The sequence below is a fragment of the Microcoleus sp. AR_TQ3_B6 genome (assembly GCF_036702785.1).
In the GTDB taxonomy this organism is placed as follows: domain Bacteria; phylum Cyanobacteriota; class Cyanobacteriia; order Cyanobacteriales; family Microcoleaceae; genus Microcoleus.
On the sequence record NZ_JAUBVJ010000002.1, the window covers coordinates 205,555 to 220,083 of the forward strand.

Consider the following 14,529-nt stretch of genomic DNA (forward strand, 5'->3'; position numbering starts at 1 on the left):
ATCGAGTCACTATTACTGCGGACATATAATAAAATTAACCAGATTAATCCGATTGACAGATTGCAATTAGAGTGATTGCTGTTGAGATCCTATACAAGCAACTAATTGTAAATTTTAATAGTGTCAGATATGACCTTTTTTAATTATTCTGTTCCGCTTCTGCGCCGCAAACCGCTTAACATGGACGTTCAGGAGTTAGAAGGGCTTTGGCAGGTTCAGTTTCCCCTTGGCAAAGATCGATTTTATTCAAAATTTTATACTTGTCTCGATCGAGCTTGCCTGCTGTGGAGCTTGCTGTTAATACCCATGTTCGGCACAGCACAGTTTTTTCCTGTGAGTTGGATGTTGCAAGCAGGTTTGTGGTCAGTGCTGGGCCTTGGAGGTACAGCAGCAATGGTAAGCATGACATACTCTTGGGTCAAAATAGAACGCCTGACTTGGGTGCTTTACGGTTGGGTAATACTAATGTTATTAGGATTGCTGCTGACCGATTTGGGCATTTTTTTTTGTTGGGAAAAAGTGTTGGCGAATCTCTGTCCCCTGTGGTTGGGAATCAGCGGCATTGGGTATTTGGGGACTGGATTCGCAGTGCGTGAAGCGAAGCTATCCCGTAGGGAATCGCGCGCGCTTTTAGCAGCAAGTTTGTTTCACCTGTCGGCGATTTTTATTTTGCCTTACACTGGCGGCTGGTCTTTCCTATTTACGGGATCAATAATGGTACTTAGCTTGCTCGTTTTAGCCGAATTGCAATGGGATATGCGACACTCGATTAACTACGCTGCCTTAACTCCTCAATAGCAGCATTTAAATCACCAACTGCACCGAATCCGACACCTCTAAACCTAAATTCTTATCCATCATTCAGTCAGTCGATTTTAGATTTTAGATTTTAGATTTTAAACTACACCATTTAAATCATGAACAGCGCCGAATCCGACCGTTACCCCCCTAAATCATTACCGATCAGTCAGTCGATTTGAGATTTGGGATTATCGATTTTAGACTACACCAGCATTTAAATCATGAACAGCACTGAATCCGACCGTTACCCCCCTAAATCATTACCGATCAGTCAGTCGATTTGAGATTTGAGATTTGAGATTTCGGCGTTAGCGCGAGGGTCGAAGGATTTTAGATGAACTTCACAGATAAATCTCGAACCTAGAACAAGAGTATAAAATTTTGGGCCGCTGGGGACTCCTGTCGTTGGCAAGTATCCGTTTTTGTGCTCGGTCATCAGTAGCGGGCGAATGACTGATGATATTAGGTCCGCTCGAACAACATCTATCAAATTGGTTATTAGTGAGGACTTTAGTCCTTACTAATAACCCGATCACCGTTATTTTAGCGGACATGATACGACTGATGAGTGATGACTAAGTAGGTGCCAAAAAAACACAGTATTTTGGAGGAGCGGGTTTAACTAAAAATCACTTTTATTGAAGCCACTATATGACTGCTCTCACCCGCCCTTTCCATGTACTGTTTATTGTAACCACCTACTTAATTGCCACCAGACTGTATAGATTTGTTGGTTTGGTTAGTATCGTCGCCCTTGTGATGCCACGTGCCACCTTCGCCTTGAACATATTCAGATTTTACGCTGTTCCAAGCAACCCTAGTAGCAGCATCTTCGCTCATTCCATCTTCGCTAGCGCTTTTAAAAGCAGCCTGAAAAATTTGCTGCGCTCCTTGGGGCAGTTCTTGTGCTTCTGAAGGTAAGGTGTCAAATTGTTGTTCTGGCATAATGGTTTCCAATTATTAAACACAAGTTCTATCTTATATACTCCCAGCAACTACCTTCATCTCTCTAAAAGCAAGTTTAAGATGGCCTTCTTATCAGTCCGAAGACAGATGTAATATTAAATTTATTGTGACGAGATAAGGCAATGTGATGGCCGTTGCTGGTTCAGCCGGATTTGGCTAATTTACCGCCTCAAACAGCCATTAATCTGACTTCGGCTTTTTCACCTGCGAACTTAGAAAATACGTCAGCGCAGCGATTACTAAAGCGATACCCGTTCCCAAGGGAAGGATGTTCGTCCCGCCGTTCCACCGAACTACCTCCGAGAGAAACAATACACTCAACACTACTACAATGACGCTGGTGAGTTTGGTTTTCAGGTCGTCGATGCTGTGAATCTCCAGCCAGTATGGTACTTTGATGCGCTCGTCAATAAACAGCTCGTACAGTCCGAGTGCAGTAATGTAAAATACTGTGGCGAGGAGAAACAGATCTACTACTTCGATGCAAGACAGAATAAGTTTTTTCGAGTTTTCGCTGGATATCGGTACTGTAGCTGTGTGGCCGATGGTAATGACGGTTTCCAGGGCACCGTAGATCAAAAGCGTCACAGACGCTGCAAAAGAACCTAATACAGCGATTAACATTAGATAGCGACTTCTGGCAAGAATTCGATGCAGCATATTTGAGGTCCCCTTGGGAAATGTGTTAGAGAACAAGCGCTCTCTGGCATACCTTTGGCTTTACTATATCAGAGTTTGCCCGATCGCACTCACAAGTTATTCTGACGAGTGCGCCGCCGCTGGTTAATTTAATGTCGCGCGGGTTCGAGTCGGATAGCCATCAGTTCGCCTTCCTGTTTTACGCAAGTCGCGAGCGTCAAAAGCCTTGCTGTTGGGGGGTTCTACACCCTCTGGGACTATGAGCGGTCGATCGCGCGTTTTGAGAGAATGTAGTTTCCGGGAAAAGTTTAAGCGGTATTCTGCGAGTGCCCCAATTGCCAGCACGAAGTTAAGGAAAAATAGCGCTCAAAAAAATATTAAACTAACTCATCTGGCGGAGCGCTAAGCCAAAATTGACGGTGAGAAAATCAAGAATTTCTGCCTCAAAGCACCAGCCGCCGGGGAAAATTTTTAGGAATATCCGGGCGCTTGTCTCAGAAACTCGGTGATTCGTATATGTCTCCTTACTCAACCAAAAATTTTTCAGATCAACCCGGTTTATATCCCCCGTGCGCAAGTTTTGATTTAGGTAGTAGGCCGCCCAATCAAATATCATCCACCACCTGAAATAAAACGCCCTTTTACCAAATATTCCTAAAGATGAATGGCGAAATTGAACGATACGTAATAGTTTATAAACTATTAACGCTGCGGTGTAATTAATCGGGGAAAAATAATCGAGGTAAGGGAACTAAATTTGCTCGCTTACTTTCATTATCCTGCAGCAAAGGTTAGAAAAGTCGCACGTTACGCTGTCAATTTGACCCTGCGGTTTTGGCATCACAAGCGATCGCAGCACTCTACGTAAAAGCAAAAATTACCATGAAATCTTCTAAATTGTTGAAAGTTGTTTTAGCAAGCGCTTGTTCTTTAGGTTTAGCAACGGTTTCCTTAGCAGTGCCTGCTTCAGCCCAGTCGGGAGCCGGCGGTGCAGGCGGGGGTGCAGGTGGCGGTGCAGGCGGCGGTGTTGGCGGCGCTGCTGGCACAAGCGGTACGGGTACAAGCGGTACAGGCACAAGCGGTACGGGTACAACTGGTACGGGTACAAGCGGTACGACTGGCACCGGCACGGGCACAACGGGTACAAGCGGTACAGGCACAAGCGGTACGGGTACAACTGGTACGGATACAACCGGTACGACAGGCACCGGCACGGGTACAAGCGGTACAACTGGTACGACAGGCACCGGCACAACGGGTACAACCGGTACGACAGGTACGGGCACGGGTACAAGCGGTACGACTGGCACCGGCACGGGCACAACGGGTACAAGCGGTACGACTGGCACCGGCACGGGCACAACGGGTACAAGCGGTACGACTGGCACGGGTACCAGCGGTACAACGGGTACGACTGGCACCGGCACAAGCGGTACCAGCGGTACGACTGGCACGGGTACCAGCGGTACGACTGGCACGGGTACAAGCGGTACCAGCGGTACGACTGGCACGGGTACCAGCGGTACAACTGGTACGACTGGCACCGGCACAAGCGGTACCAGCGGTACGACTGGCACGGGTACAAGCGGTACCAGCGGTACGACTGGCACGGGTACAAGCGGTACCAGCGGTACGACTGGCACCGGCGCAACGGGTACAACTGGTACGACTGGCACCGGCGCAACGGGTACAACTGGTACGACTGGCACCGGCGCAACGGGTACAACTGGTACAACAGGCACGGGTACAACGGGTACAACTGGTACGACAGGTACGACATCGGCGCCGGCTGATACGAGTTCTGGAGTTTTGAGTGCTCGGGAGGATCGCCCCAACAATTTCGGGTGGCTGGGTGCTTTGGGCGCGTTTGGTTTGATCAACTTGTTTCGGAAAGGCGGTACACCCTCCCCTGACTAGTTCGGGCGATTCCTGCTCGGGATAGCTTCCCTTCACTTACTCTTGAAAACTTACAGGCTTAGAAATTCATGACTTCACTAAATCGCAAAAGTTTGTTCAAACAATTGGTTACGGTTGCCGGAATTGCCGGCGTTAGTTCCTTGATAGCTGTGCCGGGATTGGCAGAATTAAACCGCCAGACTCACGGCTTCAACCAGTCGGGCGATCGGGTTTTTGAGCTTGCTGATAACGCTACCGACGATCGTACTGCTCCACGCTCTCCTGCTACCGAGCCGAGCAACAACAATCCCGGCCGTTCTCCCAACAGTCCAACTACCCCCAGCAACAACAATCCCGGCCGTTCTCCCAACAGTCCAACTACTCCGAGCAACAACAATCCCGGCCGTTCTCCCAACAGTCCAGCAGGTGGCCAAACTTCGCCTAATTCTCTCAGCAGCAGAGACAGAACCTTTGTCATGCAAGCAGGTCAACTTAGTATGATGGAAGTGGAACTCGGCAGATTGGCAGTGCAGCGCGGTTCTAGTGCTGGTGTGAAACAGTACGGGCAAGAAATGGTTGAGGACCACACTCGGGCAAATCAAGAGCTGATGCAGTTAGCAATGCAAAAAAAGGTAGAACTGCCAACCGAGATGAGTACCCAGAACACAGCTTTGATCGATCGACTTGCGGGACTCTCCGGTACAAGTTTTGACACTGCTTACAAACAGGCTATGATTGACAGCCACAATCAGGCTATTGCTCTGTTTCAGGCACAATCTCAACAGGGACAAGATCCCCAGTTGAAGGCTTGGGCCACCCAGAAGTTGCCGAAGCTGCAGGCGCACTTGGAAATGGTTAACCAAATGTTGGCAGATACCAGCCAGCCATAATATGAAGTAGAGTCCGATCGCCTAAAACCCGATCGGACTCTACCTCTTGTACTCGGAGAGGGAACACTAATAAATTCTTTTAAACCTTGTAATTTTTGAGAACAATGGAAGATTTTATCCGCAACTTGTTGGGCAGTAATATTACAGTGACGTGGCTGTTGTTAATTGTAGGGTTTTGCTGGCTTGCTTACATACCTGGTCGCCTGAGAAATTAAAAATTATTAATTAAAAGTTCAAAATTAAGTAGGTAGGCGCAAATAAATCTTAGCGTGCAACAGACCTATTCTAGGGTGCCTCAGAGCCTCAGCTTTTCTACGGTATTTCATGCAATCTCTCCGGGGCACCCTACCAATTAGTCTAAATTAATCATTTTTTAACACAGAGGCGTTCGATCGCCCGATCGCCCTTGCTTGTTTTCGCGATCGGGCGATCGAACTTCACCGCAGATTTATTCAAACAATACAAAATTAATTAGTCCTCAGTTTCCACAAAAACACTCACAGCCGCCACAGCGATTAGCATTTCATCATTTTTATCATTCAGAGAGGCGATCGCCCTTCCTGCCACAATCATGCCCCCTTGCTCCACAATCAGAGTTTTGGTGCCGAAAGGGAGTACCGCCAACACCTCCTCGGCGCGCACTTGTTCCGGGTAAGGAACGGCAACCTTAACCTCAACAATCATCTGATTGGGGTCGCTCAAACCTGCCACTTCCCAGATACCCAGCAAAGCATTGTGGGCGATCGCATTCCGTACAGCCCTTGCACAGGCTACAGTCGGTTCCTGCCCGTGCTGGTCTATACCCATCCCCATTTCAATGATGAAACATTTACGTGCCATAGTTGCCCCTTAGGTGATTTTTGTTTGTAGTCGTTAGCGAAGCCCTCGAAGAGGATCGCACTTTTTCCCAAAACAATTATCAACCAAACAGACCGCTCTTGATATTATTTTATAAATTGATATAACCAGATAATAATCCCAGTTAAAAAAACAATGCAACTCGGCGCGCTCCCAACTTATATCCAATCAGTCATTTCCAATTCTTCAATTCTTCAATCTCAAATCTAAAAGGGTATAACTTATGGTAATATAACCAAATTCACCATTCCTCGCGGACTCATTACTCATCGCCAGCTTGAATCATGGATAGTTTTCTGCCAATTGCCTACTTTCAAAACCAATTTCTCCCCTTTACAGACGCCAAAATTTCCATAGCCACCCACGCACTGCACTACGGAACCGGAGTTTTAGGCGGGTTGCGGGGAATTCCCGACCCCCAAAATGCCGATCGAACCTTGCTATTTAGATTAGACCGCCACTGTCAAAGATTAAGTCAAAGTGCCAGCTTCCTGCACTGCGATTTCCCAGCCAGCAAAATACAACAAATAATCATTGATTTTGTCAAGAAAAACCAGCCCACAAAATCCTTTTATATCCGCCCTTTTATCTACACATCCAGTTTAGGAATAGCCCCCAGAGTGCACAACGTAGACACAGACTTTTTTGTCTACGGATTAGAACTTTCAGACTATTTGCCCAAAGAAGGAGTCAACTGTAGAATTAGCTCTTGGTACCGCCAAGAAGACCGCAGTTTGCCCTTAAGAGGTAAAATTAGCGGTGCCTACATCACCTCAGCTTTAGCCAAAACCGAAGCAGTAGAATCCGGCTTCGACGAAGCAATTATGATGAACACTCAGGGAAAAGTCAGCGAAGCTTCAGGAATGAACATATTTGTCGCCAGAAACGGGAAATTAGTTACTCCCGGTTTCGAGCAAGATATTCTCGAAGGAATTACCAGAGACAGCGTAATCACAATCGCCCGAGACTTAGGAATTGAAGTCATAGAAAGACCAGTTGACAAATCAGAACTGTTGATTGCAGACGAGATTTTCCTCTGCGGAACCGCAGCCAAAATTACCCCAATTAAGCGAGTGGAAAACTATCACTTGCCCAAAAACCGACCCATCACCGAAAAGATTTTGGACAAACTGACGGAGATTATCGAAAATCGCGACAGCAATTATAAAGAATGGGTATTTCCGATTAATCTTAATTAACCCAAAATACCTGTGCACGTAGAAGCGAGTTCACTCGTGCACTCGTTACCAGGCAGAGCCTGGTAAAGCATATCAGGAGGCTCTGCCTCCACATTTCGAGGCAGAGCCTCTGAATATCGGTTCCCAGGCAGAACCTAAGAACCAGTTGTTGTGGAGCAGGCATCTTGCCTGCTTCCTGCTAGGAACTACCCGCACAAAACAGCCGCGTGATGCCGAATGTGATCTTCCATAAAACTCGCTATAAAATAATAGCTGTGATCGTAACCTTTTTGCATCCTTAAAGTTAGCGGCTGTCCCGCTTTTGCACAAGCCTCCGCCAACACTTCCGGCAACAACTGCCCGTCACCAAGAAACGAATCAGCCGTGCCGCAGTCAATCAGAATCGGACGGTTGTATTGCACCTCAAGCACCAATTCGCTAGCATCCCAAGCCCTCCAAATCTCTTTGTCGCTGCCCAGGTAGTTTGCAAAAGCTTTTTGTCCCCAAGGGCAGCTCATTGGCGCGGAAATAGGCGCAAAAGCGGAAACTGAAAGATAGCGAGATCCATTTTTCAAAGCACAAATTAAAGCCCCGTGTCCGCCCATGGAATGACCGAAAATTCCCTGTTTTTCCGGTAGCGCAGGAAAATTTTCGGCGATTAAATTCGGTAATTCCTCAACCGCATAACTGTACATTCGATAGTGAGCATTCCAAGGTGCGGCTGTCGCATCAACATAAAAACCCGCACCACTACCTAAATCCCAATCGTCATCTTCCCCAGGAATACCAGTATTTCGGGGGCTAGTGTCGGGCGCAACCAGCATTAACCCGTATTTTGCCGCAAATTGTTGCGCTCCCGCTTTTGCCATAAAGTTCTCTTCTGTGCAGGTTAAACCTGATAGAAAATACAAAACTGGTACGGGTTGAGATAAAGCTTGCGGCGGCTGATAAACAGCGAATTTCATCTCGCTGTTGCAGGTTGAGGATTGATGGCTGTAAAATCCGAGTTTTCCGCCGAAACTTTTATATTGTTTTTCCAGTTTAAGGGATGTGGACATGGTGATTGGTAATTGGTAATTTATCTCGTTACCAGGCTCTGCCTGGTAACGCATATCCGGAGGCTCTGCCTCCATTTTGCCAAGCGAGGCAGAGCCAAAGCATCTGGGTTGCCCAGGCTCTGCCTGGAAGTTAAAATCCGTTACATTTTTAACATCCCGTACATAGCTCGTTGCCGAACCTCTGACTTCAAAAACTCAAAACGTCAAAACAGTGCGAATTGATTGGCCTTTATGCATCAAATCAAAGGCTTCATTAATTTTGTCGATCGGCATTACCTGAGTTACCAGACTGTCAATATCAATTTTACCGTCCATGTACCAATCAACAATCTTAGGAACATCAGTTCTGCCTTTCGCGCCGCCAAAAGCAGTCCCTTTCCAAACCCTGCCAGTTACTAGCTGAAACGGGCGGGTGCTAATTTCTTGACCGGCTCCCGCTACCCCGACAATTACGCTCACGCCCCAACCTTTGTGGCAGCATTCCAAAGCTTGCCGCATCACATTAATGTTGCCGATACATTCAAAACTGTAATCAGCTCCGCCTTTGGTTAAATCTACCAAATAAGGCACTAAATCGCCTTCCACTTCGCGGGGATTGACAAAGTGAGTCATGCCGAATTTTTGGGCCATCTCTCGCTTATCGGGATTCAAGTCTACGCCGACAATCATGTTAGCTCCCACCATGCGAGCCGCTTGAATTACATTCAAACCCACGCCGCCCAAACCGAAAACTACCACATTAGAACCAGGCTCTACTTTCGCCGTATTTATGACAGCGCCGATGCCAGTTGTTACGCCGCAGCCGATCAAACAAACTTTATCAAAAGGAGCATCTTCGCGAATTTTTGCTACTGCAATTTCCGGCAATACTGTATAATTAGCGAAGGTAGAAGTTCCCATGTAATGATAAAGTTTCTGCCCGTCTATGGAAAACCTGCTCGTGCCGTCGGGCATCACTCCCTGGCCTTGAGTCACGCGAATTGCTTGACAGAGATTTGTTTTGCGGCTCAAACAATATTCGCAGTTGCGGCATTCGGGAATGTAGAGAGGAATTACCCGATCGCCCACTTTGACGCTCGTTACTCCCGCCCCAACTTCTGCGACAATCCCGGCTCCCTCGTGACCTAAGATAGCAGGAAACAAACCTTCGGGATCGGCGCCGGAAAGAGTGTAAGCGTCAGTGTGACAAACACCGGTGGCTTTAATTTCCACCAACACCTCTCCAGCCCTCGGCCCATCTAGGTCAACCGTTTCAATGCTCAAAGGTTTGGCGGCACTGCGAGCAACTGCTGCTTTTACTTTCATGCTTTCCCCCTGCGATTCATTTGTCAATTGACCCGTCAAGATGTATTGTATTACTTAAATGTCAAAATTAAGCAAATTAATGACAAAATTAATTGTAATTACCGGGGTGAGTCGCGGTCTTGGTCTTGCCATGACCGAAAGCTTTATTGAATTGGGACATACAGTTTTGGGATGCGCCCGTTCTTCCGAAGGGGTGGAAAAGCTCAAACAAAAATATAGTACGCCCCACCATTTTACTTGTTTGGATGTCGCCAACGACAAGCAAGTAAAAGCTTGGGCCACAGAAGTGCTGGCAAATTATTCGGCGCCAGATTTGCTGATTAATAACGCAGCTTTAGCCAACAATCTCGCGCCTCTGTGGAAGGTGAGTAACGAAGAATTTTCGCAGATAATTGATGTTAATATTAAAGGTACAGCTAATGTAATTCGCCACTTTGTCCCGGCAATGATTGCTCGAAAAAGCGGCATAATTGTCAACTTTAGTTCTGTGTGGGGAAGGTCAACTTCGCCGGAAGTCGCGCCCTATTGCGCTTCTAAGTGGGCAATAGAAGGACTTACGCAATCGCTTGCTCAAGAATTGCCCGAAGGAATGGCAGCGGTTCCTTTGAGTCCGGGGATAATCCACACAGATATGCTGGAAATTTGTTTCGGCGAAGATGCGGCAAATTACCCGTCGCCTAAAGCATGGGTGCAAAAAGCAGTTCCTTTTTTACTGAACTTAAAACCTTCAGATAACGGAATGCCGGTAAGTGTTCCGGGATAAACAGAGGCGCATCTAAATTTTATAGTCAAGTTGGATGAAAATCTTGTGGGGGGTGTCGCACCCGCCCGAAAAATACAACTTATCTGCGGGATAGCTTAAAATAGCAACCCTTGCAGGATTTGCCAACATCTCTCTTTTCTTCTCCTCTGTGCCCTCAGCGCTCTCTGCGGTTCATAAAAAATCTCAAAAATGAAATAAAATTGCTATATTCGCAACTCAAAACTCTTTCCCCAAATAGCCACAGTGAACTCGCCGCTAACCTCGCCCTCGCAAATCGAAACCCGCAAAGCAGACCACCTGCGGATCTGCCTCGAAGAAGACGTACAATTTCGCGAAACTACCAGCGGACTAGAACGCTACCGTTTTGCTCACTGCTGTTTGCCAGAACTCGATCGCACCGAAATCGATTTAACCTCCACATTCCTGGGCAAAAAACTAGCCGTTCCCCTGCTAATTTCCTCGATGACCGGTGGCACAGAATTAGCCCAGACAATCAATTATCGCCTCGCCGATGTCGCTCAAGAATACAAACTGGCAATGGGAGTCGGTTCCCAGCGAATCGCCGTAGAAAATCCTCAACTGGCGCCTACATTTGCCGTCCGGCGCCGCGCTCCAGATATTCTGCTATTTGCCAATATCGGAGCGGTTCAATTAAACTACAATTACGGTTTGGAAGAGTGCCAAAAAATTATTGATATTCTCGAAGCAGATGCCCTAATTTTGCACCTCAATCCCCTGCAAGAGTGCATTCAAACCGAAGGCGATACTAACTTTAAAGGACTGCTAGATAAAATTGCCAAATTGTGCGATCGATTACCAATACCAGTTATTGCTAAAGAAGTCGGCAACGGTATTTCAGGAAACATGGCAAAGAAATTGCTCGCCGCCGGGGTAGCTGCGATCGACATTGCCGGAGCCGGAGGCACTTCTTGGGCCAAAATAGAAGGAGAGCGAGCTAAAGATAGCAAGCAGCGCAGGTTAGGCGCAACCTTTGCCGACTGGGGAATACCGACAGCCGAGTGCATTGTCAGCACCCGCGCCGTAGCGCCGGATGTTCCCCTGATTGCCTCTGGAGGCTTGCAAAACGGATTGGATGCAGCGAAGGCTCTAGCCCTTGGCGCGGATATTGCGGGACTGGCGCGGCCGTTTCTACAAGCTGCTGCGGCATCGGAATCAGCAGCAGCCCTCCTAGCTGAGGTTTTAATTGCAGAAATCGCCACCGTCATGTTCTGTACGGGCTGCGCTAACTTGGATGAGTTAAAACATTCTGGGGTGTTGGAAAGGTTAAGATAAAAGTGAGTCAGCAGTCATTAGTCAGCAGTCATTAGCCAACAGTCAACAGTCATTAGTCAGCAGTCATTAGTCAGCAGTCAACAGTCATTAGTCAGCAGTCATTAGTCATTAGCTAATAACTAACGACAGCGGATAATTGCTACATCCTACTTGCACGAATGACCAATAATATCGTTTCCGGTGGCATCGGAATAATATTTTGCCGAGTGCAGTGCGAGCGTCTCGCTCGCGTGCGGGGAGGCTTGCACGCTCGGTATCATTCCGCTCTAACCGGATGTGATATAACTAATGACTAATAACTAATGACTAATAACTAATAACTAATGACTAATAACTAATGACTAATGACTAATTACAAATTACCAATTCTCTAATGAAAGATTTCCTAAAATATACCTGTGCAAGTTTGCTGGGAACCTTCCTAGGATTGTTGCTGCTGGGCAGCATCGGATTGGGGGGACTGGTACTGCTAATTGCTGTCGCGGCATCGTCTAAAGAATCAGGTCCGCAAGTAAAAGATAAGTCTGTATTGGTATTAGACCTTTCTTTAAATATCACTGACAGCAAACCAATCCGCAGCACTAGCGCAGCGATTCAAGATGTGCTTTCGGACGATAGCGGGGATACAGTGACGCTGCGGACTGTTTTAGACACGATCGAATCTGCGAAAAAAGACCCGAAAATCGTTGGCATTTATCTCGAAGGCAGCTCGGATTCGAGCAGCAGCGGGTTTGCCAATCTCAAAGAAGTTCGATCGGCATTACAGCGTTTCCGAGATGCCAAAAAACCCATTTTTGCTTACCAAATGGACTGGAATGAGCGAGATTATTACCTCGGTTCAGTTGCCAATACAATTGCTGTCAATCCTTACGGATCTCTAGAAATCAACGGTTTTAGCAGTCAGGCAATGTTTTTCACCGGTGCTTTGGAGAAATACGGCCTGGGAGTGCAAGTGACTCGCGTCGGCAAATACAAGTCAGCCGTCGAGCCGTTTTTGCTCACAAAAATGAGTCCCGAAAATCGCCAGCAAACTCAAAAGTTGCTCGGAGATATGTGGGGAGAATACCTGACAACTGTCGGACCAAACCGCAAAGTGACCGTTGGGCAACTGCAAGCGGTTGCAGATAAGGGCGGAATTTTGATGGCTGACGAAGCTCTCAAAAGCAAGTTAGTTGATAAAGTTGTATACTTTGACGAAATTGCGACGGAACTTAAAAAACTCACAGGGAGCGATCGCGAAAACAAATCTTTCAAGCAAATTAGTTTGAAAAACTACGCGAGAATTGCTGAAGATAAGAAATCAACTCGCGCTAACAACAAAAACCAAATTGCTCTACTTTACGCCGAGGGAGAAATTGTAGACGGCCAAGGAGGCCCGACTGAAGTAGGAGGCGATCGCATCGCTCAAGAAATGCGGAAAATCCGAGAAGATGACGACGTAAAAGCAGTAGTTTTGCGCGTCAACAGTCCCGGAGGCAGCGCCACGGCGGCCGAAGTCATTGGGCGCGAAGTTATGCTGACTGGGAAAAAGAAACCAGTTATCGTTTCGATGGGCAATTTAGCAGCATCCGGCGGCTATTGGATTTCGATGGGTTCCAACCGCATTTTTGCCGAACCCAATACGATTACTGGTTCAATCGGCGTTTTTGGAATGCTGTTCAACGCCGAAAAGTTGGCTGCTAACAACGGCCTGACTTGGGACGTTGTGAAAACCGCCCGCTTTGCGGATACTAACACGGTTTCCCGTCCGAAAAATCCTCAAGAATTGGCGAATATTCAGAGGATAGTCGATCGCATTTACGATCGATTTATTACTAAAGTCGCCGACTCCCGCAAACTGCCGAAAAACAAGGTACAAGAAATTGCTCAAGGCAGGGTGTGGTCTGGTACGGCCGCCAAACAGTTGGGTTTAGTCGATCAAATTGGCGGCCTTGAAGATGCTGTCGCAGAGGCGGCGAAGCAAGCGAAACTTGGCGACGATTGGCAATTGGAAGAATATCCAAAACGCCGCAGTCTCGAGGAGCAAATTTTGGCAAGACTTTCAGGCGTCCGCGTTTTGAAACCAGCCACCAAACTCGACCCGCTAACTGCTGAAGTGAAGAAAATGCAGGAGGAATTGGCTGCCATTAAGTCGATGAACGACCCGCAGGGGATTTATGTTCGCTTGCCTTTCAATTTGCGGATTGATTAAGGAATTGATACCCAATCCGGGATTTTTACCCCTTTATTCTTCAGTCCCCCTCTCTTCGGAGGAAAGTTTGACTGTTGAGCGGTTTCAACCGCCGAGTCCGATCGGGTTTTTAAGGCGGATTTGGTATGAGTAGGCTGCCTGGGCCTACAAACAAATGATAAACCCGGTTTCTTCAAGAAACCGGGTTTCTGAATACCCTAAAAGTCTATCGGCTCCAAATTGGCAATAATTGTTATGCAGCACGCTGAGTTAACAATCCCCAGATGAAAAGTACCACGACTGCACCTACGACTGCAAAAGCTATGCTGGGTAGAGTCAATGCTCCGAAGGAAGCTCCCCCGCTCGTCCCTAGCAAGACTTGACCTAGATAACCTCCCACTAACGCGCCCACAATTCCTAAGCCTGTTGTGGCCAGAAAACCGCCACCTTGGTGTCCCGGATAAATGGCTTTGGCGATCGCACCGGCAATCAGTCCTAAAACGATCCAAGCAATAATTCCCATTTCTTTTTCTCCTGAATGCTTAACTTTCTTAGTGCCTTGTCTTATGTTCTTAGAATAACAACCGCGATCCGGCCCTTACCTCTACCGTAAGGAGGAACCGAAAGTGGTAGGATTTCTCATGAATCGTCGGAGTTTGAGGCTTCTTAATCTGTCAAAAGAGTTAACCCATTTTTTCAAGGAAAGAAAGGT

14 protein-coding genes are annotated in these 14,529 nt (G+C 47.2%); 7 read left to right on the forward strand and 7 right to left on the reverse strand.

All coding sequences use genetic code 11. The annotated features are described in order from the left end of the window. Positions 1-129 precede the first annotated feature (129 nt). Positions 130-798: a hypothetical protein gene (locus QUB56_RS02080; RefSeq protein WP_332952714.1), complete on the forward strand. Its 669-nt coding sequence runs from the start codon at positions 130-132 to the stop codon at positions 796-798. A gap of 705 nt (positions 799-1,503) precedes the next feature. On the opposite strand, the gene QUB56_RS02085 is transcribed toward QUB56_RS02080, so the two are convergent. The 3 genes from QUB56_RS02085 to QUB56_RS02095 all read right to left on the reverse strand — a co-directional run bounded on the left by QUB56_RS02085 (position 1,504) and on the right by QUB56_RS02095 (position 2,751). Next, complete coding sequence (locus QUB56_RS02085) at positions 1,504-1,746, reverse strand: ChaB family protein (RefSeq protein WP_332952716.1); 243 nt, start codon at positions 1,744-1,746, stop codon at positions 1,504-1,506. Positions 1,747-1,947: 201 nt separating this feature from the next. Beyond that, complete coding sequence (locus QUB56_RS02090) at positions 1,948-2,427, reverse strand: YqhA family protein (protein ID WP_332952717.1); 480 nt, start codon at positions 2,425-2,427, stop codon at positions 1,948-1,950. Between the two features lie 123 nt (positions 2,428-2,550). After that, complete coding sequence (locus QUB56_RS02095) at positions 2,551-2,751, reverse strand: hypothetical protein (RefSeq protein ID WP_332952718.1); 201 nt, start codon at positions 2,749-2,751, stop codon at positions 2,551-2,553. 537 nt (positions 2,752-3,288) lie between these two features. Here QUB56_RS02095 and QUB56_RS02100 point away from each other — a divergent pair. Together QUB56_RS02100 and QUB56_RS02105 are read left to right on the forward strand one after the other, a co-directional pair. Next, positions 3,289-4,323: a hypothetical protein gene (locus QUB56_RS02100; RefSeq protein ID WP_332952720.1), complete on the forward strand. Its 1,035-nt coding sequence runs from the start codon at positions 3,289-3,291 to the stop codon at positions 4,321-4,323. 68 nt (positions 4,324-4,391) lie between these two features. Beyond that, the gene (locus tag QUB56_RS02105) at positions 4,392-5,192 is read left to right on the forward strand and encodes a DUF4142 domain-containing protein (RefSeq protein ID WP_332952721.1); all 801 of its coding nucleotides are present in this window, start codon (positions 4,392-4,394) and stop codon (positions 5,190-5,192) included. A 471-nt stretch (positions 5,193-5,663) separates the two neighbouring features. On the opposite strand, the gene QUB56_RS02110 is transcribed toward QUB56_RS02105, so the two are convergent. Continuing rightward, positions 5,664-6,032 (reverse strand): Lin0512 family protein, encoded by a 369-nt coding sequence (locus QUB56_RS02110; protein ID WP_332952723.1) that lies wholly within the window; start codon positions 6,030-6,032, stop codon positions 5,664-5,666. A 302-nt stretch (positions 6,033-6,334) separates the two neighbouring features. Between QUB56_RS02110 and QUB56_RS02115 the strand changes: the two genes are divergently transcribed. Continuing rightward, entirely contained in the window at positions 6,335-7,249 is a 915-nt protein-coding gene (locus tag QUB56_RS02115; protein ID WP_332952725.1) for a branched-chain amino acid transaminase, read from the forward strand. A gap of 185 nt (positions 7,250-7,434) precedes the next feature. On the opposite strand, the gene fghA is transcribed toward QUB56_RS02115, so the two are convergent. Beyond that, positions 7,435-8,286, reverse strand: a complete 852-nt coding sequence (gene fghA, locus QUB56_RS02120; protein ID WP_332952727.1) for an S-formylglutathione hydrolase — start codon at positions 8,284-8,286, stop codon at positions 7,435-7,437. A gap of 195 nt (positions 8,287-8,481) precedes the next feature. Further along, positions 8,482-9,591, reverse strand: a complete 1,110-nt coding sequence (locus tag QUB56_RS02125; protein ID WP_332952728.1) for an S-(hydroxymethyl)glutathione dehydrogenase/class III alcohol dehydrogenase — start codon at positions 9,589-9,591, stop codon at positions 8,482-8,484. Between the two features lie 79 nt (positions 9,592-9,670). On the opposite strand from QUB56_RS02125, the gene QUB56_RS02130 reads away from it, so the two are divergent. The 3 genes from QUB56_RS02130 to sppA all read left to right on the forward strand — a co-directional run bounded on the left by QUB56_RS02130 (position 9,671) and on the right by sppA (position 13,838). Beyond that, a complete protein-coding gene (locus QUB56_RS02130) occupies positions 9,671-10,354 on the forward strand; it encodes an SDR family NAD(P)-dependent oxidoreductase (RefSeq protein ID WP_332952730.1) in 684 nt (227 codons plus the stop codon). Positions 10,355-10,597: 243 nt separating this feature from the next. Beyond that, positions 10,598-11,647, forward strand: coding sequence for a type 2 isopentenyl-diphosphate Delta-isomerase (fni, locus tag QUB56_RS02135; RefSeq protein WP_332952731.1), 1,050 nt, complete (start codon positions 10,598-10,600; stop codon positions 11,645-11,647). Between the two features lie 373 nt (positions 11,648-12,020). Beyond that, on the forward strand, positions 12,021-13,838 hold the full coding sequence (gene sppA, locus QUB56_RS02140) for a signal peptide peptidase SppA (protein WP_332952732.1): 1,818 nt from the start codon (positions 12,021-12,023) through the stop codon (positions 13,836-13,838). 232 nt (positions 13,839-14,070) lie between these two features. Here the strand turns inward: sppA and QUB56_RS02145 are convergent, their stop codons facing one another. Further along, a complete protein-coding gene (locus QUB56_RS02145; RefSeq protein WP_332952733.1) occupies positions 14,071-14,340 on the reverse strand; it encodes a GlsB/YeaQ/YmgE family stress response membrane protein in 270 nt (89 codons plus the stop codon). Between the last annotated feature and the right edge of the window lie 189 nt (positions 14,341-14,529).

Excerpts from the sequence above, each read along its gene's own strand:
- QUB56_RS02080 (WP_332952714.1), top strand. The coding sequence starts at position 130 with ATGACCTTTTTTAATTATTCTGTTCCGCTTCTGCGCCGCAAACCGCTT.
- QUB56_RS02085 (WP_332952716.1), bottom strand. The coding sequence starts at position 1,746 with ATGCCAGAACAACAATTTGACACCTTACCTTCAGAAGCACAAGAACTG.
- QUB56_RS02090 (WP_332952717.1), bottom strand. The coding sequence starts at position 2,427 with ATGCTGCATCGAATTCTTGCCAGAAGTCGCTATCTAATGTTAATCGCT.
- QUB56_RS02100 (WP_332952720.1), top strand. The coding sequence starts at position 3,289 with ATGAAATCTTCTAAATTGTTGAAAGTTGTTTTAGCAAGCGCTTGTTCT.
- QUB56_RS02105 (WP_332952721.1), top strand. The coding sequence starts at position 4,392 with ATGACTTCACTAAATCGCAAAAGTTTGTTCAAACAATTGGTTACGGTT.
- QUB56_RS02110 (WP_332952723.1), bottom strand. The coding sequence starts at position 6,032 with ATGGCACGTAAATGTTTCATCATTGAAATGGGGATGGGTATAGACCAG.
- QUB56_RS02115 (WP_332952725.1), top strand. The coding sequence starts at position 6,335 with ATGGATAGTTTTCTGCCAATTGCCTACTTTCAAAACCAATTTCTCCCC.
- fghA (WP_332952727.1), bottom strand. The coding sequence starts at position 8,286 with ATGTCCACATCCCTTAAACTGGAAAAACAATATAAAAGTTTCGGCGGA.
- QUB56_RS02125 (WP_332952728.1), bottom strand. The coding sequence starts at position 9,591 with ATGAAAGTAAAAGCAGCAGTTGCTCGCAGTGCCGCCAAACCTTTGAGC.
- QUB56_RS02130 (WP_332952730.1), top strand. The coding sequence starts at position 9,671 with ATGACAAAATTAATTGTAATTACCGGGGTGAGTCGCGGTCTTGGTCTT.
- sppA (WP_332952732.1), top strand. The coding sequence starts at position 12,021 with ATGAAAGATTTCCTAAAATATACCTGTGCAAGTTTGCTGGGAACCTTC.
- QUB56_RS02145 (WP_332952733.1), bottom strand. The coding sequence starts at position 14,340 with ATGGGAATTATTGCTTGGATCGTTTTAGGACTGATTGCCGGTGCGATC.